This window comes from Nocardia brevicatena NBRC 12119 (genome assembly GCF_000308495.1).
GTDB classification, from domain to species: Bacteria; Actinomycetota; Actinomycetes; order Mycobacteriales; family Mycobacteriaceae; genus Nocardia; species Nocardia brevicatena.
The window spans coordinates 115,031-138,165 of the sequence record NZ_BAFU01000070.1; the positions used below are offsets into that span (position 1 = coordinate 115,031).

A 23,135-nucleotide genomic window follows, 5' to 3' on the forward strand; every position below is an offset into this window, starting at 1 on the left:
TCCCGGTTGTGCTGCGAAAACCGGGCAGAGCGGGTAGAAAGGACCGGGCAGGTTCCCCATCCGGGGAACGGTCAGGCGTGAGTTTCCCCACGGTGCACCGGATACCTATTGACATCTACGGTGTTCGTGAAAGCATTCACAAGCAACCGTGCGGAAACATTCAGTTCGCACAAGTGAACGACCCACCAACCCGACGGCGTCGAATGACGCCCTACAAAGGAGCAGAGGAATGGATTGGCGCCACAAGGCGATCTGTCGTGACGAGGACCCTGAGCTGTTTTTCCCGGTGGGCAACAGTGGTCCTGCGCTCGCGCAGATTGCCGATGCCAAACTCGTCTGCGCTCGCTGCCCCGTAACCGCCGAATGCCTGTCCTGGGCCCTGCAGTCCGGACAGGATGCCGGAGTATGGGGCGGTATGAGCGAAGACGAGCGGCGCGCCCTCAAGCGGCGCAACGCGCGCACTCGTACGCGCACCGCCGTCTAGCCAGCGCGGACCGGCGTAACCGGGCCATTACCGGCCCGGTATACGTCCGACTGCCCGGTACATCTGGTACCGGGCTTTTCTTATGTCCGCACTCGGCGTACCCGAACACAACCGGCCGAATACTCAGCGTGCCGAACGACGCCCCAGCGGAACCCGCAGAACGGCGTCGGTACCGATATCCGCGCCCGGATGCAGGCCGATGGAGCCGCCCAGCTCGGCGGTCACCAGGGTGCGCACGATCTGCAGGCCCAGGCTGTCGGAGGATTCCAGGCTGAAACCGGCGGGCAGGCCCCGCCCGTCATCGCTGATGATCACATCCAGCCAGCGGGCCGACCGCTCCGAGCGGATGGTCACCGTACCGTCGCGTCCGGGGTCGAAGGCGTGCTCGATGGCGTTCTGCACCAATTCGGTGAGCACCATGACCAGCGGGGTCGCCCGTTCGGCGGAGAACACGCCGAGCGAGCCCTCCCGGCGTACCTTGATGCGGGCGGTGTGCACGGTGGCGACATCGGCCATGATCGGCAGCAACCGGTCCACCACCTCGTCCAGGTCCACCTCTTCGTCCACCGACATCGACAGCATCTCGTGCACCGACGCGATGGAGGTGACCCGACGCACCGATTCGGTCAGTGCGACCCGTGCCTCCTCGTTCTCGGTCCGCCGCGCCTGCAACCGCAGCAGAGCTGCGACGGTCTGCAGATTGTTCTTCACCCGGTGGTGGATCTCCCGGATGGTGGCGTCCTTGCTGAGCAGCGCGCGGTCCCGGCGTTTCACCTCGGTGACGTCGCGCACCAGCACCGCGGCACCCGCCAGTTCACCGTGTGGCCGCAACACGAGCGTGCGCAGCAGCACCGTGGCGCCGCGGGCCTCCACTTCCATCCGGCGCCCGGTCCGCCCCGCCAGGGCCGCCTGGATATCGCCCACCACCTCTTGCGCGTCGAAGGGGTCGGTGATCAGCGAGCGGGTGGTCTTGGCCAGGTCCTGACCGGCGAGATCCGACTGCAAACCCATCCGGTGATACGCCGACAGCGCGTTCGGGCTGGCATAGGTGACGATCCCCTCGGTGTCGAGCCGGATGAACCCGTCGCCCGCACGCGGGCTGGAATGGGTTGCGGCACGGTCCTCCGTCGTCGGGAACGTCCCCTCGGCGATCATCCGGCACAGGTCGTCGGCGCACGCCACATAGGCGATCTCCAGGCTGCTGCGCACCCGGGAACGTTGCCGGTCGGTATCGCGGCTGAGCACCGCGATCACATCGTCGCCGCAGCGCACCGGGATGGCTTCGCGGATCGCCTGCACCGGCTGCGGGTGGTAGACGCCCAACGCCTCGCCCTCGGTGTCGACGCGCTCGATCCGGCCTGTGGTCAGCGCACCGAACACCTGCGGATGTTCCGTACGCCGAGCCAGCGAGCCGACCAGGTCCTCCTGATGCACGGTGGCGGCGGTGGTGGGCCGGCATTGCGCGACACAGACGATATCCGCGCCGTCGCCGATCGGTCCGGCCCCGACCCACAGCAGCAGGTCCGCGAAGGAGAGATCGGCGAGCAACTGCCAGTCACCGACCACCCGCTGCAGATGATCGACCGCGACGCCGGGAAGATCGGTGTGTTCGGCCAGTAGGTCGCTGAGTGTGGACACCCCTCGACCTATAGCACAACGGTCGAAACCGCCGGGGCGACGAACCGGCGATCCCGAAGAAGTTCCGCCCCTCCGCGAGGGAATTCCCGGTCTCATGAGCGCCCTACCGGCGCCGTCGAGTGGCGCGATCGACACGGCGGACCGACGGGTATCGAGTCGACAACCGAACGCGAATCGGCACGAGATCCGGCATCACCGCGGTGCGGCGGCGACAATCACGAGATGACGGCTATCAGGTCGCCCTGCTGCAGCACCTGACCGGGGCTGACGGCGATGGAGGTGACCTCCCCGCCGGTCTCGGTGATCACCGGGATCTCCATCTTCATGGACTCCAGCAGTACCAGCGTCTGGTCGATTTCGACCTTGTCCCCCACCGCGACCTCGATGGTCAGCACCGTGGAGACCATTTCCGCCCGCACTTCCTCCGCCATGACACCCCGTTCCCTGGTTCCTCCGGCCCCGCCGACGACCGTTCCGCGTATCCGCCGAAACTACAGCCAATCACACGTGAAAGAATGGCCGACGATCAACATCTACTCCCCGCATTCGCGGGAACAGTCCCCAGGAGGGAGCTACCCATGGGTAAGCGTGGCCGCAAGAAGCGCAGCCGGAAGAACAGCGCCGCCAATCACGGCAAGCGTCCGAACGCCTGAGCTGTGTTATATGGCCGCGCCTTCGGCGCGGCGTGTACGCGGCCCTGACGGGTCTCGCGTTTCGGCCCCCGAAACCTGTGCCTTCGGCACATGCGCTTCGGGGGCCGAAACGCGAGACGGGCCGCGAACTCCGCCGCGACGGCACGGCCCCCGAGGGGTTGCTCGGGGCCGATGTTGCGGCGGGCCTTATAGGTGGGCGGTTGGGGGATGTTCGCGTGTGTTCAGTGCTCGGGGGGTTTGGGGGAGGGACCCTGGGTTCGGATGGTCACCGAACGGTGGATCTCCAGCGTCAGCCGCTCCCGCAGCGAATCCGGCGCCCGCTCCCCGCCGCATTTGCGGCCGAGCAGGCTCTTGATCTTCTCCTCGATACCGTAGGCCTCGATACACGGCGCACAGTGATCCATATGGTGCTGTAGCCGTTGCCGGGTGGCGTCGTCGCATTCGCCGTCGAGCAGCAACCAGACATCGGCCATCACCGCGGTGCAGTCGAGCTCCATATAGGGATCGTGCTCGGTGCTCACTGCTTGACCTCCTGGCGTACCGAGCCCGCCGGCGTGGACTGTTCGGAGTCGGCGCCGGTGCGGTTGAATCCACGTTCACGCGCCACATCGGCGAGCAAACCCTTCAATTGCTTCCGGCCGCGATGCAGCCGGGACATCACCGTACCGATGGGGGTGCCCATGATGTCGGCAATTTCCTTGTACGGAAAACCTTCGACATCGGCGTAGTAGACGGCCATGCGGAACTCTTCGGGCAATTCCTGCAAGGCCGCCTTGATGGTGTCGTCGGGCAGCGCGTCCAGGGCCTCCACCTCGGCCGAACGCAGACCGGTGGAGGAGTGCTCGGCGGTGGCGGCCAACTGCCAGTCGGTGATCTCGTCGGTGGGGTACTGCGCGGGCTGGCGCTGTTTCTTGCGGTAGGAGTTGATGTAGGTGTTGGTGAGAATGCGATACAGCCAGGCGCGCAGGTTGGTCCCCTCCTTGAAGGACTTGAACCCGGAGAACGCCTTGACGTAGGTCTCCTGCACCAGGTCCTCGGCATCGGCGGGATTGCGGGTCATCCGTAGCGCGGCACCGTAGAGCTGGTCCAGCAGCGGTAGCGCGTCCCGCTCGAACCGCTCCGCCAGTTCGGCCTCGGTCTCCGCGCCGCGAGTACCGCCGGCCTCGACGGTGTCGACATCCGTATCGTCGACCTCCGCGGTAGCGGCCTCCGCATCCGACGCATCGCTGGTGATCGCGTCACCGGTGACTGTGTCGGCGTGGACACCGTCCCCGGTCGCCGCGTCATCGTCGCTCGTCACACGTGTCCCTTCGATCGGCTTATCAGCCAAATCTACGCGCAATACGACATCCCCGAGGAACCGCGTGGACCCGATGAGCCGAGTGGGGCGCGTCGCCGGCGCTTCCTTCCGGGCGGGATGTTCGTCGAGCAGAACGGGCACCGACCAACTCCTTCGTGATAGGGCGGGGATCTGTGCGCCGGGACCCCGACTCACCGGGTCGGGTGGGACGGGCCGACCGAAGCGCTGTGCATTCGCCTACAACATCCGCCCACCGTGATGTGTTCCCACCCCGGCGACCCGCGGGCCGAATCGCCGGTCGCCGACGGTATCCGGCCAGGGGAAGCGCGTCGACGATCAGTAGGGTGGCCGCCGTGGCAAAAGCTTCGACACCGGCCATCCGCGTCCTGGTCCAGGCCGGCGTGGCGCACCACGTGCACGCCTACGAGCACAACCCGCGGGCCGACTCCTACGGCGCCGAGGCGGTCGAGGCGCTCGCCCGACGGGTCGGGGTCGCCCCGGAACAGATCTGCAAGACCCTGGTTCTCGAACTGTCCACCGGCACCCTGGCGGTGGCGGTGCTGCCGGTACCGCGCAGCCTGTCGTTGAAGGCGGCCGCCGCCGCGTTGGGCGCACCGAAGGCGACCATGGCCGACCGAGCCCAGGCCGAACGGAGCACCGGCTACGTGTTGGGCGGTATCTCCCCGCTCGGCCAGCGCAAACGGTTGCCGACCGTGGTGGACGCCTCCGTCCTCGACCGGGACCGCATACTGTGCAGCGCCGGAAAGCGCGGCCTCGAGATCGAACTCGCCCCCGCCGACCTGGTCCGGGTGGCCGCGGCGACCACCGCGTCGATCACCACCTGATATCCGCACCGTTGTCATCCGCACCGTTGTCGGCGGGTTGCGCCCGCGGACGGAAGCCGTATGCGTTACTTGGAAACGACCGAACAGACCGACCCGAGGATGTGATGCGAGATGTCCCTGCGCCACCCGATGCGCACCGTGCTCGTCGCCCTGTCCGGGGCGTTGGTCCTGACCGGCGGCCCGGTGCTGCTGACCACTTCGCCGACGGCGGCGATATCCGGCCCCGCGGCGGTCGCGGCGCCGCGGCATTCGCTCGACAACGGGTCGCGGACCACGGAGGAGAGCGACTATCCGTTCGGGGGCGCTGGGAGCGATTCCGACAGTTCGAAGCGTAACAGCACGGACAACCGTAACAGCGAGAGCGGCCATGACAGCGGGGACGGCCTGGCGGGCCGGGCAGAGGAGGCGGTCGGGGGGATGGCGAGCGCGGTTATCGACCTCAATGCCGACGTGCTCAAATGCGGGTTGAGCATTGTGCTGCCGAATATCGACTGTCCACTGTGACCCCACCCCTGCTGACGCCCCTCGGGTGGCCCGGCACCGGTCGGGGACACCGGGACGTGCACATGATCACAACAGAGTGGTCTGCTCCGCCCGCCCCTCGGCCGGTGCCAGCAGCTTCGGCCCGTTGTTGCGCACGCTGTTCACCAGCGATGGCACCGGCCGCGCGGTGATCTCGGCGACCAGCTCCTCACTCGGCGGCAACAGCAGCTCGGCCGGGGCCGGGTGATCCGGATCGAGCCAGGCGTCCCAGTGTTCGCGTGGCATGGGCAGCGGCATCCGGTCGTGGATACGGGTGAGATCGCCGACCGCGTCGGTGGTCAGGATGGTGCATGACAGCAGCGGATCGCCGTCGGGGTGGGAGCGGTCCCGCCACACCGACCACAGACCGGCCATGTACAGCCGCGAGCCGTCGGCGCATGACATGAAATAAGGGCGCTTGACCACCTTCGGTTTACCGCCTTTGCCCGCGGCCCCCCGAGCCGAGGCCTCGGGCTCCACCAGCCACTCGTACCAACCGTCCATCGGCACCAGGCAGCGCCTGCGCTTCACCGCGTCGCGGAACGACGGCAGGCTCGCCGCTTTGTCGGCTCGGGCGTTGAACAGCGGTTTGCCCTTTACCGGAACACCGGGTTCCGCGGCCTTGGTCCAATGTGGGATCAGGCCCCAACGCATCCGCCGGACACGCAGACGGGGATCGTCGTCGGGGGTGTCGGGGTCGTGCCGCTCGACGAGCGTGAGAATCTGCGTCGTGGGAGCGACGTTGTAATTGGCCTGTTCCGGGTGCGCCGCGGCGGGTTCCCCGGCCGAGCGCGCGGTCGCACCGGGACTGCCCGCGTCCGCGGGTCCGCCGCTATCGATGCCGGTCTCGTCGATAGCGTCCAACTCCGCCGCGAGGCGACCGGGATTCGTCGTCATCGCATACCGTCCGCACATGTTCTCGATACTCCCATCGGGGACCGACAGTGTTTATGGCGCGGCCTTCGGCAGCGCGGGTCGGGGCGCTCGTGACCCCGGGTCTTCCTTCCCTCCGCGAATCCGCCGACGCGAATTCGCTCCGGTCGGTCCAGAGCAGGGGCGGGCCCCACCACCGGGGTGAGTCGTTCGGGAAGGTGACGACCGGGGCCGGCGACCCGGATTCCCTCTCACAGGTGTCGGCACGATATCGCCGCAGCGAGTGCGGGCTCCGGACGGTTTCGTACACCAGGTTGAACAGGCTGTACGACGGTCCTTGAAGCCGCTGCGGATGGACGCGCGAGATCTTCGTGCCCGGTCGGTGAAGTGCATGGTCTCGATGGGATGTCGGATTGCGGTCCGATGCGGGCAGCCCAGGTGGAGACAATCTCTTCGGTCTCGGGGACAATGGATGGCACGAAGTGGTGAATAGCTGAGAGTTATGTCATACCATTCTCTCACCGGGGACGCGGCGGTCATGCGGTCCGCCCGTTCGCGCGCGCATCGACCGCCGACTTCCGCAGAGGAGACCCCCGTTGACAACCACCGAAAAGATCACCGACAAAGAGGCGGTGCTGACCTCGGTCGATCCGGCCACCGGCGCGACGCTGGCCACCTACCCGATCGCGGACGACGAGGCCGTGCGCGCCGCCGTCGCCAAGGCTCGCGCCGCCGCCCCCGCCTGGGAGCAGCTCGGCTTCGACGAGCGCCGCAAGGCCCTGTTGCGCTGGTCGAGCAAGCTGGTCGCGAAATCGGACGAGTTCTGCGAACTCATCCACGCCGAGAACGGCAAACCACTCGACGACGCGTTCCTCGAACTCATGCTGGCACTCGAGCACATCGCCTGGGCGGCCAAACACGCCAAGAAGGTGCTGGCTCCCCAGAAGGTCCCCTCCGGCCCGATGATGTCGAACTTCTCGGCCCGGATCGAATACCGTCCGCTCGGCGTGATCGGCGTGATCGGCCCGTGGAACTACCCGGTCTACACCCCCAACGGCTCCATCGCCTACGCCCTCGCCGCCGGTAACACCGTCGTATTCAAACCGTCGGAATACTCCACCGGGATCGGCAACTTCCTGGCCGAGGCATTCGCCGAGGCCAATCCACAACTGCCCGAAGGCGTGTTCCGCACCGTCAACGGCTACGGCGCCACCGGCGCGGCCCTGGTGAAGGCGGGGGTCGACAAGGTCGCGTTCACCGGTTCCCCGGGCACCGGGCGCAAGATCATGGCCGCCGCCGCCGACACCCTCACCCCCGTGCTCCTGGAATGCGGCGGTAAGGACCCGGTGATCGTCGCCGCCGACGCCGATGTGTCGGCCGCCGCCGACGCCGTCGCCTGGGGTGCCACCTCCAACAGCGGCCAGACCTGCGCCGGTGTGGAGCGGGTGTATGTGGACAAGTCGGTGCGCGACGAGTTCGTCACCGAACTGACCAGGATTCTCACCGATGTCAAGCCCGGCTCGGACAAGAACGCCCACTACGGTCCGATGACCATGCCGAGCCAGATCGCGATCGTGAAACGGCATATCGAGGACGCGCTCGCCAGGGGCGGCAAGGCCGTGCTCGGCGGTGTGGAGTCGGTGAAGGAACGGTTCATCGAGCCGGTCGTGCTGGTCGACGTGGACGAGGACTCCGCGGCCGTCAAGGAGGAAACCTTCGGCCCGACCGTCACCGTCACCACGGTGAACAGCATCGACGAGGCGATCGAACTGGCCAACAACACCACCTACGGCCTGGCCTCGGCGGTGTACTCGAAGAGCCGGGGTGTGGAGATCGCGCGGCGCCTGAAGGTCGGCGCCACCTCGGTCAACTCGGTGCTCGGCTTCGCGGCCATCCCGGGCCTGCCGTTCGGTGGCAGCGCCGACTCCGGCATCGGCCGCATCCACGGCGAGCCCGGTCTGCGCGAGTTCGTGCGGCCGCATTCGATCGCGGTCCAGCGCTTCGCCATCCCGGGGATGGCGCTGCTCAGCTACCGCCGCACCCAGGCGAATATGAAGATGCTACGCAAGATGGTGCCGCTGCTGCACGGCCGGCACAAGTGAGCGGGCCGCGACGGCTCGACAGGCGCGGTAAGCGCAAGTGAACAATCACAGGTGGTGCTCGGAATCTCATTTTCCGAGCACCACTGTCACGTCCGGATAGGTCATGCGCGAAGATAGGCGAGTGAGTTTCTGGCCAGCGCCCCACGTCGATGTCCCGGTTCAGGCGTCCGTGACCCTGCCGGGCTCCAAATCCATCACCAATCGGGCGCTGGTCCTGGCCACGCTCGCCGATGAACCGTCCACCATCACCGGCGCCCTGCGCAGCCGCGACACCGAGCTGATGATCGCCGCGCTGAGCGCACTCGGCGCCGAGATCACCGGCGACGGCGATACCCTCGAGGTGGTGCCCCGCCCGCTGCACGGCGGCCAAATCGACTGCGGCCTCGCCGGCACGGTGATGCGCTTCCTGCCGCCGGTCGCCGCCCTGGCCGCGGGCGACAGCGCCTTCGACGGCGATATCCAGGCCCGGGTCCGCCCGCTGCGCACCATCTTGGACGCGCTGCGCGGTCTCGGCGCCGAAATCGACGGTGACGCCCTGCCGTTCACGGTGCACGGCAAGGGCGAACTGCGCGGTGGAACGATCACCATCGACGCGTCGGGGTCCTCGCAGTTCGTATCGGGACTGCTGTTGTCGGCGGCCCGGTTCGACGACGGTCTGGTGGTGCGACACAGCGGCAGCCCGCTGCCGTCCATGCCGCATATCGAGATGACGGTGGAGATGTTGCGCCGCGCCGATGTCGCGGTGGAGGCGCCCACCGATGCCCGCAAAGAACAGGTCTGGACGGTGCGCCCCGGCCGGATCCACGCCGTCGACTGGGAGGTGGAGCCGGACCTGTCCAACGCCACCCCGTTCCTGGCGGCCGCCGCCATCACCGGCGGGCAGGTGAGCATCCCGCACTGGCCGCGGCTGACCTCTCAGCCCGGCGATGTGATCCGCGAGATCCTGGTGCGGATGGGCGCCGAGGCGCGGATCTTCGACGGTGTCCTCACCGTCACCGGGCCGGACCGGCTGGCGGGCATCGATATCGACCTGCACGACGTCGGCGAGCTGACACCCACGGTCGCCGCCCTCGCCGCGCTGGCCGACTCGCCGTCCGTCCTGCGCGGTATCGCGCACCTGCGCGGCCATGAGACCGACCGACTGGCCGCCCTGTCCACCGAGATCAACCGGCTCGGCGGACAGGTCCGGGAAACCGACGACGGGCTGGAGATCACCCCCGCCCCGCTGCACGGCGGTCGCTGGCGTTCCTATGCCGATCACCGGATGGCCACCGCCGGCGCGATCCTGGGTCTGGCGGTCCCCGGGGTGGAGATCGAGGACATCGGGACCACCGCGAAGACACTGCCCAACTTCGTGGCGCTGTGGGAGGCCATGCTCGATCCGGAGCACGCCGACCAGGGGGCGGTGTCCTGAGTCGGCGCGGCCGTTCCTCGGCCAGTTACGACGAGACGGATGTGCGGGTGCGTCCGGGCCGCAGCTCGCGCCCGCGCACCAAGAACCGGCCGGAGCATCGGGATGCCCAACCGGCCATGGTGGTGTCGGTGGACCGGGGCCGCTGGGGTTGTGTGCTCGACGGCGACCCGGACCGACCGATCGTGGCCATGCGCGCCCGCGAACTCGGCCGCACCCCTATCGTGGTGGGCGACCGGGTGCATGTGGTCGGTGACCTGTCCGGCCGCCCGGACACCCTGGCCCGGATCGTGCGGGTGGCCGAGCGCACCACTGTCCTGCGCCGTACCGCCGATGACACCGACCCGTTCGAGCGCGTGGTCGTCGGCAATGCCGAACAGCTGTTCATCGTGGTCGCGCTCGCCGACCCGCCACCACGCACCGGTTTCGTCGAACGCACCATGGTCGCCGCCTACGCCGGCGGTCTGGAACCGATTCTGTGCCTGACCAAACATGATCTGGCCGACGGCACCGAATTCGCCGCGGCCTTCGCCGATCTCGATCTCACCATCGTCTACGGCGGTATCGAAGACCGTCTCGATACCGTGTTGGAACTGCTCACCGGCCGCCTCACCTGCTTCTTGGGCCATTCCGGGGTCGGCAAGTCGACACTGGTGAATCGCCTTGTCCCCGAAGCGGATCGAGCTGTCGGCGAGGTCTCGGGCGTCGGCAAGGGCAAACACACCTCGACCCAGTCGGTGGCGCTGCCCCTACCCGACAGCGGCTGGGTCATCGACACCCCCGGTGTCCGCTCCTTCGGCCTGGCCCATATCACCCCCGACGATGTCATCGCTGCCTTCACGGATCTGTCCGCCGCCACCGAGGACTGTCCCCGCGGCTGCACCCACCTCGGCCCGCCCGCCGACCCCGAATGCGCCCTGGACGACCTCCCGGGCAAAGAACGCCGCGTCGCCGCCATCCGCCGCCTACTGGTCGCCCTGGCCTCGAACGATCCCTGGTGATCCCGACCGGCCGCTCGTCATCGTTTGGGTGGTAGCGATCGCGCGTATTCCGCTCCGCGGTCGCTCCATTCCCGCAACGCCCCGTCATCGGCCACCGCCTCGGCCGTGACCCGCAGCCATCCGTCCAGTTCCCGCCCGCGCATGACCATCGGCGAAACCCGCACATCGTCCACAAGCGCACCCCCTTCCACCGGATCGACCCGCACCATCAACCCGCCCTGTCCGCTGACCGCCAACGCCATGTTCCCCTCCACCAGGAACGCCAACCCGCCGAACATCCTGCGCTCCGTGACGCCGGGACCCTTTCCGATCAACTCCCGGATTCGTTCGGCCAACTCTTCGTCGTATGCCATCGCTCCAGTCTGGGCTCGCCCACCGACATATCCCGGACGCGCCGCCGCACGGCTCCCGTCGGCCCTGCGTTACCGGCTATCGATCGGCGGCACACAACCGGCAGGGCGGGGTCGCCGACTCGCCGGCCGTACCGCGCAGATAGGGCTCCAGATGCCGGGCGATCGCCTCGGCGAGCATGGGTGGCACCGCATTGCCGATCTGTCGGGCGATCTCGACCTTGGTTCCGCACCAGCCGAACGAGTCCGGAAAACTCTGCAGCCGCGCCGCTTCGAAATGGGTGATCGGACGGTCCACACTGCGAGAAGGATCGTCGCGATCCCACTGGGGATGCAGATACTGTCCTTTCTCGGGCTTGTAGAACTCGGTCCGGACCGTCAGCGAAGGCATATCCCAACGCATTCGGCCCATGACGTCGGTGGTGCCGGTTTTCTTCTCCCGCCAGCACCGCGACAGCAGGTGATCGGGCAGATCGAAGCGACCGCCACCCGGCGGGATATGCCGGTAACGCTGTAGCGACAGCGCTGTCGGGTTGCGTCCGATATGCAGATCCGGGGTCTTGAACACCCCGCGCACCCGCTCACCGAACACCTCGGTCCACGAGTCGGGCAGTTCCCGGGTCGGCAGGATCTCCGGTAGGCCCGCCAGCACATCACGGGTCGTATGCCATACGGGTCCGCTCCCCGCGGCGCCGGGGCGGATATGCGTCGGTTCAGGCAACGGGATCTCCCCGATCCGCGAGCCGATCACGATCGTGCGTTTACGCCGCTGCGGTACGCCGAAATCGGCGGCGAGCAGAAACCCCGCCGCGAGCCGGTAGTCCTCCAACAGCCCGCCCGGCCCCGCCTCGGCCCGCAGCAGGGCGAACTCGCTCGACGAGAAGAACCGGTCCACGTTCTCGATCACGAAAACCAGCGGCCGCGCATACCGGACGAAACGGATGTATTGCTTCCACAACGCGTTTCGTGGGTCGTCCACATTCTTCGAACCGAGGTTGGAAAACCCCTGGCACGGCGGCCCGCCGATGACCACATCGACGTCCGGGATCGCGGAGTCGGCGATATCGGTGATATCCGCGTAGCGGGTGTGGGCCTCTCCGAAGTTCACCGCGTAGGTCGCCGCGGCCGCCCGGTCGAACTCCACCGCCATCACCGACTCGTAGCCCCCGGCAGCGGTGAAACCGGCGGTCATTCCACCGCAACCCGCGAACAGGTCGATCACCGTCAACGATCGTGAGCTCACCCGGCAACCCTAGCGAACCCGCGACCGTGCCGGACCGGGTCGTCGGCGTGGCGGCCCGCGACACCCCCCACCGCACCGGAGGGATTCGGGTCCGGCCTCGCCGCGGCGCCTCTACGATCGAACCCCATGGTGGGTCAGCCGGGATCGCAGCACGCCGATCTGGCCGGTCGATGGATGGCCGCGCTCGGCGGTGGAGACCACGTCCATGGGGTACCGGCAAGCCACGACGAGGTGCTGCGCCTACTGACCGAACTCGTCGGCGAACTCGACGACGCGGTGAACGACCACGCCGCGGCGTCCCGGGCGGCCGATGTGGGAGCCCGGTTGGCGCGCGAGCATGCTGTCGACGACGAAACACTCGGTCGCAGTATCACCGTGCTGTACGAGCGCTTTCTCGGCCCACACCCCGACGACCCCGGCCGGCTGGAGTTGCTCGGCGCCTTCGCCACCGGCTATGTGCGCGCGCTACGTACTCGGCTGCTGAACCAGCAGGAAAGCCTTCGCAACGCCGAGAGCACGGCCCGCCGCCATGTCGAGGAACGCCTACGGGCCACCGAGGCCCGGATGCGTGCGGTATTCGCCCAGGCCGGAATAGGCACCGCCCTGTCGGACACGTCCGGCTGCATCCTCGAGGTCAATGCCGCCTTCGCGCAGATGCTCGGCTACACCCCCGAGCAGATGTGCCGACTGCCGATGAGCGCCCGGTCCCACCCGACCGATCCGCCCGATATATGGGATTTCTACGCGAGCCTGATCCACGGCGAGCGAGAGCACGCCCAACTGGAGAAGGCCTACCGCCACCGCGACGGCCACACCGTGTGGACCAATATCAATGTCTCCCTCATCCGGGACGACAAGGGGAAACCCCGCTACATCCTGGCCTTGGTCGAGGACATCTCCGAACGCCGCGCCCTGCGTGAACACCTCGACTACCGCGCCAACCACGACGAGCTCACCGGCCTGCCGAACCGCTCGTGTTTCCTCGACGCGCTGGCCACCGCCTTCGCCGACCCCGAGGCCGCCTGCGGGCTGTGCTACCTCGATCTCGACCATTTCAAAACCGTCAACGACACCTTCGGCCACGCGATCGGCGACCGGGTGCTGGTCCAGGCCGCGACCCGCCTCGCCGACTGCACCACGGGCGACCAGCTGGTCGCCCGCATGGGGGGCGACGAGTTCGTCATCCTGGTACCGCACACCTGCGGAGACGATCAGCTCGCGAAACTCGCCGACACCGTGCTCGACGCGTTCGCCGAGCCGTTCGATATCGACGGCACCCGGTTGAGTATCAGCGCCAGCATCGGTGTGATGGAACGCCGCCCGGAGCACACCAGCGCCGATCAGCTGCTCAATGCCGCCGATACCAGCATGTACTGGGCGAAGACCGGGGGACGCGGCCGGTACGCGGTCTTCGACCCGGCCCGCGGCGAACTCGAGCACACCCGTGCCGAACTGTGCGCGGCGCTACCACAGGCATTGACCCGCGGCGAGTTCTTCCTCGACTACCAGCCGATCCTCGACCTCGCCACGGAACGCACCGTCGCGGTGGAGGCGCTGGTGCGCTGGCGGCATCCCGAATACGGTGTCCTGTCACCGGCCTGTTTCGTCGAGCTGGCCGAGGACAACGGCCATATCGGCGCGCTCACCGAGTTCGTGCTGGAACGGGCCTGCCGCGACCACCCCTCGGGCGGATCCGTCAGCTCTCCTCTGGTGAGTGTGAACATCTCCGCCGCCGATATGGCCGAGCACGGCTGGCTGGACCGAGTCCGCGCCATTATCGCCTGCACCGGGATCGAACCCGCGAACCTGCAGCTCGAGCTGACCGAAAGCGCCTTCATGGATACCGTCCGCCGCCCGGTGCGCGCCTTGCACGAGCTCGCCGACAGCGGGGTACGCCTCGCGATCGACGATTTCGGCACCGGGTATTCGAATCTGGCGTATCTGAGCAGACTGCCGCTGCACACCATCAAACTCGCCGGCCCGTTCATCGATCACATCAGCACCCCCCGCTCGGCCGGCGCCGCGGACCTGCTCATCCTGCGCAAGATCATCGAGCTCGCGCACGGTCTCGGACTCACCGTCACCGCGGAATGCGTGGAGACCCGCGATCAGGCCGATCGGTTGCGCGACCTCGGCTGCGATACCGCCCAGGGTTGGTATTTCCACCGGCCGATGCCGATCGAGCGCCTCACCGCCCTGCTCGCCGAGGAGCGGCGGAAGGCGGAACCACCCCAGGGCGGCCTCCTCGGCGGGGTCATGACCACCCGATAGCCGATATCGATCGGGCCGCGTCGGGTCACCTGCCGGGTGCGGGGTCGGAGTGATCCGCCACTCGGCCGTGCCCGCCGGTCGCTCAGTCCTCCCGCACCTCCGACAGTCCTGCGCGGGCGGGTCGCACCTGCTGGTGCGGGGCCTCGGGTCCGGCCGCGACCAGCGATTCGTGTGTCGGCGGATCGCTGGGCACATGGTCGGGGCGACGCAGCTCGAATTCCTTGCGCAGCACCGGGACCACCTCGCGGCCCAACCGCTCGATTTGCTCCAGCACCACGTCCAGGGGCAGGCCGGCGTGATCGGTGAGGAACAGTTGGCGCTGATAATCACCCACGTAGTCGGCGAAGCCGAGGGTGCGTTCGATCACCTGCTCGGGTGTCCCGACGGTCAGCGGGGTCTGGGTGGTGAACTCCTCCAGCGACGGCCCGTGCCCGTATACCGGCGCGTTGTCGAAGTAGGGGCGGAAGAACCGCTTCGCCTCGGCCTCGGTATCGGCCATGAACACTTGGCCGCCGAGACCCACGATGGCCTGGTCCGCCGCACCGTGTCCGTAGTGTTCGAACCGCCGCCGGTACAGTCCGACCATCTGTTCGGTGTGTTCTTTGTTCCAGAAGATGTGGTTGTGGAAGAAGCCGTCGCCGTAGAAGGCGGCCTGTTCGGCGATTTCCGGTGACCGGATCGAACCGTGCCACACGAACGGCGGGGTGTCGTCCAGCGGGGCGGGTGTGGCGGTGAAGCCCTGGAGCGGGGTACGGTACCGGCCCTGCCAGTCGACCTGCTTCTCCCGCCACAGCCGGCGCAGCAGATGGTAGTTCTCGATGGCCATCGGAATGCCCTGGCGGATGTCCTTGCCGAACCACGGATACACCGGCGCGGTATTGCCGCGTCCGAGCATCAGGTCCACCCGGCCGTCGGCCAGGTGCTGCAGCATGGCGTAGTCCTCGGCGATCTTCACCGGATCGTTCGTGGTGATCAGGGTCGTCGCGGTCGACAGCCGGAGCCGTTCGGTGCGGGCCGCGATATAGCCGAGCATGGTGGTCGGCGACGACGGTACGAATGGTGGGTTGTGGTGTTCGCCGGTGGCGAAGACGTCCAGACCGACTTCTTCGGCCTTCGCCGCGATCGCGACCATCGCCATGATCCGCTCGGCCTCACTCGGCGTGCGGCCGTTCGTGGGGTCGGTGGTGACGTCCCCCACGGAGAAGATTCCGAACTGCATATGCCCTCCTCGGCCGCTTCCGGCATTTAGTGGATATGTCAACCAGTGGAACGGTGGACCCTGTCGGTGTATTCCGGCCGGTCCGATCCGGGCGACTCCGCAACGGTTCGGGCCGAGACCACCGTCGAGCGCATGCCGATCCCTGGAATGGGTATGTCCCGGATACCGGGCGTAACGGCCGCATCGGCACTCACCCGACGCCCCGAACCCGGGCCTCGGTGAAACCGGTACCACGTGGCACAGTTAGGCCACCGCCGCCGCGAAGCGCGGATTTGCCGATAGGTCGCCGATATCATCGCAGGCGCCCGCCCGCAGGACCGAAGTACAGGTAGTACCGATGACAAGCCAGCCGGAAACCCCAGCTCCCGAGATACCCGAGACCGGGGTCCGGTCCAGCGTCGTGGAAACCCCGCGGCCACCGCAGTCGTGGAACTACTTTCCCCCGCCGCGGGAGCTGCGCGGCAACCTGAACGGCTGGACCTACCTGGTTGTCTTCATGGCCGCCGTCCTCGTGACCATCCTGCTGGCACAGGCCATCGCATCGATGGACTCCGGGCAACCGCTGCGCCCCTGGTTCTACACCTCGACCGCCGTATGGGTGGTCTCGCTGCTGGGCATGCTGTCGGCGTTCTCACGCGGACGCACCCGGCTCGAGATCAAGAGCACCCGGTTCGAACACGACCGAGGCGGGCTGGTGATCCGCCGCTCGTTGGCCTACGAAATCGCCGCGATCCTCTGCCTCGGCAGCCTGTCGGCGGCCTGCGCGCTCTTCGGCATCGGCACCCACCTCGATTCCCTCACCCTCCCGCTGCACCCGCCGATCCCCCCGTGGGCCGCACTCGCCGTGGCGGTCGCGGCATTCGCCTACCTGGTGGTGTACCTGGCGCGACCGCAGGCCCACCGACTGGTCCTGCGGCCCGGCCATATCGTCTTCCCGACGATCGCCCGGCCCGTGAAACTCCTCGGCTGGGCCGCCGTGAGCGATGTCACGGTCGTCTCGCACAACAGCTGCCAGGGCGCGGTCCGTCTCGAGTCCCCGTCCCGGAAATCGAAGCGGGCGAAGCGCGAATACATCCGCGCGGAGAAATTGTCGATCGGCTCGGCGGCCACCTACTGGCTGGTCCGCTTCTACCTCCGGCACCCCGAACTGCGCGACGAACTGTCCGACAAGCGGGCCGTCGAACGTCTGCGCTCATACGCGGTGGTCGACGAGCACTGAAGGTGGCGCTATCTGCCGGACCGGTACGAATTCGAGGCCTCGGTGTGCCGTTTCGGTTCCGGAGCGGCGCCGGGGTAGCGCGCACGCTACCCCGGAGCGGGTGCGCACACCACCGACATTCCGCGGCGCTCGCCGTGTGATGGAGGTATGACCACAGCACCTTCCGACCTCGCCCCTCCTGTCCCCGTCGATCCGACGCGGGCGCGAGGGGTCCGGTGGTTTCTGCTACTCGCCTTCGCGGGAGCCTGGATTCCGTGGGGGCTCGCGGGGGCGGCCGGATACTCGCTCGACGATCCGGTCGTCCAACTGCTGTCCGGCGGCGTGTTCGCCCCCGCGCTCGCGGCGATCGTCGTGCGTCGGTGGATCACCCGCGAAGGATTCGCCGACTCCGGCCTGCGGCCGGCAATCGGCCGGGCCAGGTCGTCGTATCTGGTCGCGGCGCTGCTGCCGCTCGGTATCCTCGCGGTCGCGCTCACCCTCGCCACCGCGATCGGATGGTGGGATCCCCTGAGCCGGGATTACGGTTTCGGCGACGCGGTATTCCTGGTGATCGCCCTCGTGGCCCCCGTGGTGGCCGCCCCGGTGTTCTGGGGGGAGGAGTTCGGCTGGACGTCGTATCTGCGCGACCGTCTCCTCCCCGGCCGCCCCATAGCCACCACTTTCGCGACGGGTCTGATCTGGGGCGTATGGCACTGGCCGCTGCCGTGGGTGGGGTATCTCGGCTCCGACGGCACGGCGGTCGACGCGTTCGTCGCCATGCTGTTGTGGCTGCCGCTGTCGATCCTGCTCGAGTTCGTGATCGGTTGGCTGTGGGCCCGCGGCGGCTCGGTATGGCCGGCGACCATCCTGCACGGCGGCAGCAACCTCGTGGTCGCCGCGGGGCTCGAACGGTTCGTGGACGGTCCCGGCACCTTCGTGACTGCCACTACGCTGCTGATGTGCGCAGCCTATCTACCCGTGGTGGCGTGGATCGTCGTGACCACGAAGTTCGGCGGTCCACGCGGCTCGCACGCGGCGACGACCGAAGGGACTCACCGATGAACAGCGTGGCATCGGCCCTGCGAGCCGGCCCGCGCTACCTCGTGTCGTCGTGGCCGTGGCGCACCGTGATCTACGTGGCCCTCGGCGGTGTCCTGGCGCTGGTCACTCTGATCGGCATCGTTCCCCTCCTCGCCCTCGGCCTGACCCGTCGCCTCCGGGCGGCACTGTGGGAGCCGGTGCTGCGCGCGCACTGCGCCCGACTGCGGCTGATCGACCCCGTCCTCGCCATCCGCGCCGACGCCCGGGTGCGGGCGGCCGCCGACAACGAGCGCCTGCCCTCCGTCCGGCAGCTCGCCTACGCCGTCGGCGCGGCCGTGTCCGGGGGTGCCGCGTTCGTCCTGGCGGCCCTCGCGTCCGCCATTGTGGCAATACTCCTCGTGGCGCCACGACTGGTCCGCGACGACCACTTCGACCTCGGGCCCTGGACCGTCGACACCGCGTCCCGGGCATGGCCGGTCGCCGCCATCGGATTTCTCGCCGGCGTGGTGCTGCTCGTTCTCCTCGGCTGCTGGGCGGCGCTCGAGGGCGCGGCGGCGCGGGCCCTGCTGATCTCCGATTCCGACCGGTGGCGGCACGAGGCCGAGCGGATCGAAAGCTCCCGATCCGGTCTGCTCGAGGCGGAGGGCTTCGAACGGGAACTGCTCGAATCCGAACTGCACGACCGCGTCCAGCACCGCCTCGTCGCCCTGTCCATGAGCCTGGGCCTGACCGAGGCGAAGGACGAGAACGGTCCCGCCGGGCGCCTCGCCGCCGACGCCCACCGGCAGGTCGACGAGACATTGGCCGAACTGCGGGCCGTATTGCGCGGGTTCTCGCCTCGCGCCCTGGTCGAACGCGGCCTCGAACCGGCCCTGGTCGACCTCGCCGCGGATATGCCCCTGGATGTGACCTTCGACCTCGAAGGCGGGCCCGACACGCACAACCGGCTGCCCTCGGCGGTCGAGCACATGTCCTACGTACTCGTGGCCGAAGCCCTCACCAATGTCGCCCGGCACACCGACGCCCACCGGGTGGTCGTGCACGGCGCCCGCGCCGGATCGACGTGGACGCTGCGCATCACCGACGACGGTCCCGGCGGCGCCCACATTCCGCCGGGCCACGGCATCGATCGGCTGACCCGCCGGGTCGCCGCGCTAGACGGCACGCTCACGATGACGAGCCCACCCGGCGGACCGACCACCCTCCGAATGGAGTGCCCGGTGTGATATCGCATCAGCGTCCGCTGTGTGTCGTGGTGGCCGAGGACAGCCCCCTGCTGCTGGCCGGGTTGGAAAGTGTGCTCGCCTCGGCCGGTCATCAGGTGAGTGCGACAGTCACCGACGCACCCGGTCTCGTGCACGCCTGGAAGGCGTACCGACCGGACCTGGTCATCACCGATGTGCGGATGCCGCCGACCGACACCGACGACGGACTACGCGCCGCGGCCGAACTCCGCCGTCGGCAACCCGGCCTTCCGATAGTCGTCCTCTCCCAGTACGTGTCCGTCGCCTACCTCGACGACCTTCTCGGTGCCGACCCCGCCCAGGGCGGCGTGGGCTACCTGCTCAAGGACCGGGTGGGACACGTCCGCTCGTTCCTCGACACCGTCGACCGGGTGGCCCGCGGCGAGACGATCGTCGACCCCGACGTCGTGCGGGCCCTCGTCAAATCCACCCGCAACCGCGCGCCCCTGGACGACCTCACCCCCCGGGAGCGCGAGGTCCTCGCACTGGTCGCCGAGGGCCACACGAACTCCGGTATCGCCCAACGGCTCACCGTCTCCGAAGCCGCCGTGCGCAAACACATCGGATCCATTTTCGCGAAACTGCCCCTCCAGGACGGTGACCGGCGAGTGCAGGCGACACTCATCTATCTGCGATCGCTGGGCTGATCCTCCTTCCCGATCCGGGCATGCAGCGCCGCGGCGAACCAGGCGACCTCGGCCAAGGCCCCGATCGTGAGGAGGTTCCCGTCGTCCATACGACCGGCCTGACGTCTCCCCCCGATGGAGACTCAGGCCGTGATCGCCTGCACGGCCGCTGCCCAGGTCAGTTCTCCGACGAGCAGGAGGTCCACGGGGACGGCGCCGCGAAGACCGGCATTGGGAGTCGTCCACCAGGCCGCGACCCGCCACGGGTCGTCCTTCGCGCCCAGTTTCCGGTTCACTTCCCTCGCGATAGGGTCTATCCGGTTCCCGGCGGTGTCCAACTGGAAATTCGGAAACCGAAACGACCTTCCCACCGGAAGCCCCAGCAGCTCGGAGCGAAGCCGGTGATACCGGACGGCGCTGGTCCTGCGTCTGGGGGTCGGACTCGGATCGATGACCGCTCCCGCTTCGGACGCGCCCACGCATTCGAGCCGCTGCAGGATCTCGCGGTGTTCGGCGGGAAGCGGGTCCGGCGGCGGCACATAGGACCGCGACCACAGCGGTTGTTCCTCCCAGCCGGGTGGACATCCGATACGGCCCGCCGGCTGGGCGACGGCCGCCAGTCCCGATGCGATCAACTCCGCGGTGTCGATCCGCCACCTCGACTGCGGGTCGAGCCGGCCGGTGAGGTAGGCGAGGATCGCGAGGGAGGCGTATACCCTCGATCGCGAGTGGGTGCCGGTCGCGTGCGCGAGATCGGGGAAACGGTCGAGCCGACCGACCTGCTCGACCATATTCCTGTTCCACACCCGCAGGTGGTGGGCGCAGGCGTTGCGCAGACTCGCGAGGTTGGCGATCCACTTCGTCAGCGCCGCACCGTCACCATCGCAATTACCGTCGTACACCCCGAAACTCGCGGCGATGATGTTCTTGTGCTGCGGTTTCAGACCGGCGAGGAGGGTGGCGAGGCTCCCGAACCCCAGCAACTCCGTGACGACCCAGACCGGAAGGGGCATACCGTATTTGGCCCTGAAGTGCTTGACGAAATCCTCTTTCGACCGGTCCTCGAGACGCCGCACATTCCTCAACCACTGTCCGTGCGGGCTCTCGAGCCAATGGGCCCGGCCGACAATCGGGTTCTGCTCGTCGAATTCGGTGAACTTGTGGTCCAGTAGCGCCGGGTCGAGATGGGCGAAGGCGTGTCCGGCGCCCAGCGTGTAGCCGAGCTGGACCCGCAACGCGACCTCGACCCGTTCGATCGCGTCGAGAATATGCAGCCGCAGGCGTCGGTCGAACTCGTAGATACCCACGACCCGCTCGAACGTGGTCCCCGGAATGAACGTGTCCCCCACGACCTTCCCCGTCCCCTCGGGGTTCGGCTCCAGAGCCCGGAAGATGTACCAGTATCCGCTCAGCCGGTAGTAACCGATCCTGCTCAATACCCGGACTGCCGCCGCCTCGTCATCGACGACCATTCCCCGTCCACGCAGGAGGCCGACCTGCTCGGACAGAGTTTTGAAGGGCTTCTCGTAGCTCGTGACGGACCGCCCCCTGCGCGAGCCCGAGGGCGTATGCTCACCCACCGAGCAATACCTTTGATACGCTCTGCGCATACGGCCGACCGCCCACTCCCGCCCCAGGGAGGGACGGTCGGTTCTCTGTTTCGAACATCCCCTGCTTCGGTCCGTACCCACTCGGTCGAGGTGGTCCTTGTCGATCTCGACCGAGGACCCTCTCGCACTGCCGGATATCGACACCGTACTCCATCGTCGACCGGGCGAGACGGAGGCCGTCGACCAGGACGTTCCGGCAGGGAGCGGGTACAGAACCGTCCCTGCCGTTCGACCTCCTCGGGTCCGGGGCGCCGCCTCGGCGGACGGCGCCCGGGCCGCTTCCTCGGCACGTCGTGGCCGTGGGGGGCTAACGGAACGCCGACAGGCCGGTGAGCGCCTGGCCGATGATGAGCTGGTGCACCTCGCTGGTGCCCTCGTAGGTGAGCACCGACTCCAGATTGTTCGCGTGCCGAAGGATCGGGAACTCGAGGGTGATACCGGCGGCCCCGAGGATGGTGCGACATTCGCGGGCGATGCCGATCGCCTCCCGAACATTGTTGAGCTTGCCCAGGGAGATCTGCTCCGGCCGGAGCTCGTGCTCGTCCTTGAGCCGGCCGAGTTGGAGCGCGAGCAGCATTCCCTTGCCCAGTTCGACCGCCATATCCGCGAGCTTGGCCTGGGTGAGCTGGTAGGCCGCGAGCGGCTTGTCGAAGATATCGCGCCGGCCGGCGTACTCGATCGCGGTCTCCAAGCAGTCGCGCGCCGCGCCGAGCGAGCCGAACACGATCCCGAAGCGGGCCTCGTTCAGGCAGGACAGCGGACCTCGCAGCCCGCGCACCTCCGGAAAGGCGGCCGATGCCGGCAGTCGCACACTGTCGAGGACCAGTTCGCTGGTGACCGAGGCCCGCAACGAGAGTTTGCGTTTGATCTCGGGAGCGGAGAAGCCGGGAGTATCGGTCGGCACGACGAAGCCGCGAACCCCCTTGCCGTTCTTGCCCTCCTCGGTCTGCGCCCACACCACCGCGACATCGGCCACCGACCCGTTGGTGATCCACATCTTGTTGCCGTTCAGGATCCAGTCGGCGTTCGCCCCGGAACCGTCCCGCCGGGCGCGGGTCCGCATCCCACCGGGGTCGGAGCCGAAATCGGGTTCGGTCAGCCCGAAGCAGCCGAGCGCCTCCCCCGCGGCCATCCGCGGCAGCCACTCCTGTTTCTGCTCCTCGCTGCCCCACTTCCAGATCGCGAACATCGCCAGCGATCCCTGCACCGAGACCAGCGAACGCAGGCCGGAATCGCCTGCTTCCAATTCCATACACGCCAGGCCGTAGGCGGTGGCGCTGGTGCCCGCACAACCGTAGCCCTCCAAGTGCATGCCGAGGACGCCGAGCGCACCGAGTTCCTTCGCCAGCTCACGGGCGGGGATCCGACCGGATTCGTACCACTCGGCGATATGCGGCTTGACGGACTTCTCGACATAGGCGCGGACGGTGTCGCGGATATCGCGATCCGCCTCGTCGATGAGGCGGTCCACCGAGAAGAGTTCGAGCGGGTTCTGTGCCATGGG

At 68.0% G+C, this 23,135-nt stretch carries 22 protein-coding genes; 12 read left to right on the top strand and 10 right to left on the bottom strand.

Annotated elements, in window-relative coordinates:
- Positions 1 to 229 precede the first annotated feature (229 nt).
- Positions 230 to 484, top strand: a complete 255-nt coding sequence (locus ON20_RS19580) for a WhiB family transcriptional regulator (RefSeq protein WP_040791736.1) — start codon at positions 230 to 232, stop codon at positions 482 to 484.
- Between the two features lie 123 nt (positions 485 to 607).
- On the opposite strand, the gene ON20_RS19585 is transcribed toward ON20_RS19580, so the two are convergent.
- Both ON20_RS19585 and ON20_RS19590 read right to left on the bottom strand, forming a co-directional pair.
- Positions 608 to 2,122, bottom strand: a complete 1,515-nt coding sequence (locus tag ON20_RS19585; protein ID WP_040837467.1) for a sensor histidine kinase — start codon at positions 2,120 to 2,122, stop codon at positions 608 to 610.
- A 215-nt stretch (positions 2,123 to 2,337) separates the two neighbouring features.
- The gene (locus tag ON20_RS19590) at positions 2,338 to 2,553 is read right to left on the bottom strand and encodes a biotin/lipoyl-binding carrier protein (protein WP_040837469.1); all 216 of its coding nucleotides are present in this window, start codon (positions 2,551 to 2,553) and stop codon (positions 2,338 to 2,340) included.
- Between the two features lie 147 nt (positions 2,554 to 2,700).
- On the opposite strand from ON20_RS19590, the gene ON20_RS41055 reads away from it, so the two are divergent.
- Positions 2,701 to 2,775 carry a 50S ribosomal protein bL37 gene (locus tag ON20_RS41055; RefSeq protein WP_157224221.1) on the top strand — a complete coding sequence of 25 codons (75 nt, stop codon included), beginning with the start codon at positions 2,701 to 2,703 and terminating at the stop codon, positions 2,773 to 2,775.
- 221 nt (positions 2,776 to 2,996) lie between these two features.
- On the opposite strand, the gene rsrA is transcribed toward ON20_RS41055, so the two are convergent.
- Together rsrA and ON20_RS19600 are read right to left on the bottom strand one after the other, a co-directional pair.
- Positions 2,997 to 3,272 carry a mycothiol system anti-sigma-R factor gene (gene rsrA, locus ON20_RS19595; RefSeq protein WP_040837765.1) on the bottom strand — a complete coding sequence of 92 codons (276 nt, stop codon included), beginning with the start codon at positions 3,270 to 3,272 and terminating at the stop codon, positions 2,997 to 2,999.
- A 20-nt stretch (positions 3,273 to 3,292) separates the two neighbouring features.
- Positions 3,293 to 4,075 (bottom strand): sigma-70 family RNA polymerase sigma factor, encoded by a 783-nt coding sequence (locus ON20_RS19600; RefSeq protein WP_281032893.1) that lies wholly within the window; start codon positions 4,073 to 4,075, stop codon positions 3,293 to 3,295.
- A gap of 353 nt (positions 4,076 to 4,428) precedes the next feature.
- Here ON20_RS19600 and ybaK point away from each other — a divergent pair, with 353 nt between their 5' ends.
- Both ybaK and ON20_RS19610 read left to right on the top strand, forming a co-directional pair.
- Positions 4,429 to 4,920 (top strand): Cys-tRNA(Pro) deacylase, encoded by a 492-nt coding sequence (gene ybaK, locus ON20_RS19605; RefSeq protein ID WP_040837767.1) that lies wholly within the window; start codon positions 4,429 to 4,431, stop codon positions 4,918 to 4,920.
- Between the two features lie 111 nt (positions 4,921 to 5,031).
- Complete coding sequence (locus tag ON20_RS19610; RefSeq protein ID WP_040837471.1) at positions 5,032 to 5,424, top strand: hypothetical protein; 393 nt, start codon at positions 5,032 to 5,034, stop codon at positions 5,422 to 5,424.
- A gap of 66 nt (positions 5,425 to 5,490) precedes the next feature.
- Here ON20_RS19610 and ON20_RS19615 read toward each other — a convergent pair whose 3' ends face one another.
- Entirely contained in the window at positions 5,491 to 6,357 is an 867-nt protein-coding gene (locus ON20_RS19615) for an SOS response-associated peptidase (RefSeq protein ID WP_040837473.1), read from the bottom strand.
- A gap of 554 nt (positions 6,358 to 6,911) precedes the next feature.
- Between ON20_RS19615 and ON20_RS19620 the strand changes: the two genes are divergently transcribed.
- From ON20_RS19620 to rsgA, 3 genes are all read left to right on the top strand, one after another.
- Entirely contained in the window at positions 6,912 to 8,417 is a 1,506-nt protein-coding gene (locus tag ON20_RS19620; protein ID WP_051162866.1) for an aldehyde dehydrogenase family protein, read from the top strand.
- Positions 8,418 to 8,520: 103 nt separating this feature from the next.
- Positions 8,521 to 9,831, top strand: a complete 1,311-nt coding sequence (gene aroA, locus ON20_RS19625; RefSeq protein WP_083865069.1) for a 3-phosphoshikimate 1-carboxyvinyltransferase — start codon at positions 8,521 to 8,523, stop codon at positions 9,829 to 9,831.
- Positions 9,828 to 10,829, top strand: coding sequence for a ribosome small subunit-dependent GTPase A (rsgA, locus tag ON20_RS19630; protein ID WP_245547346.1), 1,002 nt, complete (start codon positions 9,828 to 9,830; stop codon positions 10,827 to 10,829). The genes aroA and rsgA overlap by 4 nt, the downstream gene beginning before the upstream one ends.
- A 17-nt stretch (positions 10,830 to 10,846) precedes the next feature.
- On the opposite strand, the gene ON20_RS19635 is transcribed toward rsgA, so the two are convergent.
- Together ON20_RS19635 and ON20_RS19640 are read right to left on the bottom strand one after the other, a co-directional pair.
- Positions 10,847 to 11,182, bottom strand: coding sequence for a TfoX/Sxy family protein (locus ON20_RS19635; RefSeq protein WP_040837480.1), 336 nt, complete (start codon positions 11,180 to 11,182; stop codon positions 10,847 to 10,849).
- Between the two features lie 76 nt (positions 11,183 to 11,258).
- Positions 11,259 to 12,422, bottom strand: coding sequence for a DNA cytosine methyltransferase (locus ON20_RS19640; RefSeq protein ID WP_245547330.1), 1,164 nt, complete (start codon positions 12,420 to 12,422; stop codon positions 11,259 to 11,261).
- 126 nt (positions 12,423 to 12,548) lie between these two features.
- On the opposite strand from ON20_RS19640, the gene ON20_RS19645 reads away from it, so the two are divergent.
- Positions 12,549 to 14,693 (top strand): putative bifunctional diguanylate cyclase/phosphodiesterase, encoded by a 2,145-nt coding sequence (locus ON20_RS19645; RefSeq protein WP_083865070.1) that lies wholly within the window; start codon positions 12,549 to 12,551, stop codon positions 14,691 to 14,693.
- Between the two features lie 82 nt (positions 14,694 to 14,775).
- On the opposite strand, the gene ON20_RS19650 is transcribed toward ON20_RS19645, so the two are convergent.
- Complete coding sequence (locus tag ON20_RS19650; protein WP_040837483.1) at positions 14,776 to 15,912, bottom strand: LLM class flavin-dependent oxidoreductase; 1,137 nt, start codon at positions 15,910 to 15,912, stop codon at positions 14,776 to 14,778.
- Positions 15,913 to 16,249: 337 nt separating this feature from the next.
- Between ON20_RS19650 and ON20_RS19655 the strand changes: the two genes are divergently transcribed.
- The 4 genes from ON20_RS19655 to ON20_RS19670 all read left to right on the top strand — a co-directional run bounded on the left by ON20_RS19655 (position 16,250) and on the right by ON20_RS19670 (position 20,042).
- Positions 16,250 to 17,131 (top strand): hypothetical protein, encoded by an 882-nt coding sequence (locus ON20_RS19655; protein ID WP_040837485.1) that lies wholly within the window; start codon positions 16,250 to 16,252, stop codon positions 17,129 to 17,131.
- 147 nt (positions 17,132 to 17,278) lie between these two features.
- Positions 17,279 to 18,172: a CPBP family intramembrane glutamic endopeptidase gene (locus ON20_RS19660; protein WP_051162868.1), complete on the top strand. Its 894-nt coding sequence runs from the start codon at positions 17,279 to 17,281 to the stop codon at positions 18,170 to 18,172.
- Positions 18,169 to 19,377 carry a sensor histidine kinase gene (locus ON20_RS19665; RefSeq protein WP_040837487.1) on the top strand — a complete coding sequence of 403 codons (1,209 nt, stop codon included), beginning with the start codon at positions 18,169 to 18,171 and terminating at the stop codon, positions 19,375 to 19,377. Before ON20_RS19660 ends, ON20_RS19665 begins: the two co-directional genes overlap by 4 nt.
- Positions 19,374 to 20,042, top strand: a complete 669-nt coding sequence (locus ON20_RS19670; RefSeq protein WP_040837773.1) for a response regulator transcription factor — start codon at positions 19,374 to 19,376, stop codon at positions 20,040 to 20,042. Before ON20_RS19665 ends, ON20_RS19670 begins: the two co-directional genes overlap by 4 nt.
- Positions 20,043 to 20,164: 122 nt before the next feature.
- Here the strand turns inward: ON20_RS19670 and ON20_RS33295 are convergent, their stop codons facing one another.
- Entirely contained in the window at positions 20,165 to 21,601 is a 1,437-nt protein-coding gene (locus ON20_RS33295) for an Abi family protein (RefSeq protein WP_169332359.1), read from the bottom strand.
- Positions 21,602 to 21,938: 337 nt separating this feature from the next.
- Positions 21,939 to 23,132 (bottom strand): acyl-CoA dehydrogenase family protein, encoded by a 1,194-nt coding sequence (locus ON20_RS19680; RefSeq protein WP_040837489.1) that lies wholly within the window; start codon positions 23,130 to 23,132, stop codon positions 21,939 to 21,941.
- Positions 23,133 to 23,135: the final 3 nt, after the last annotated feature.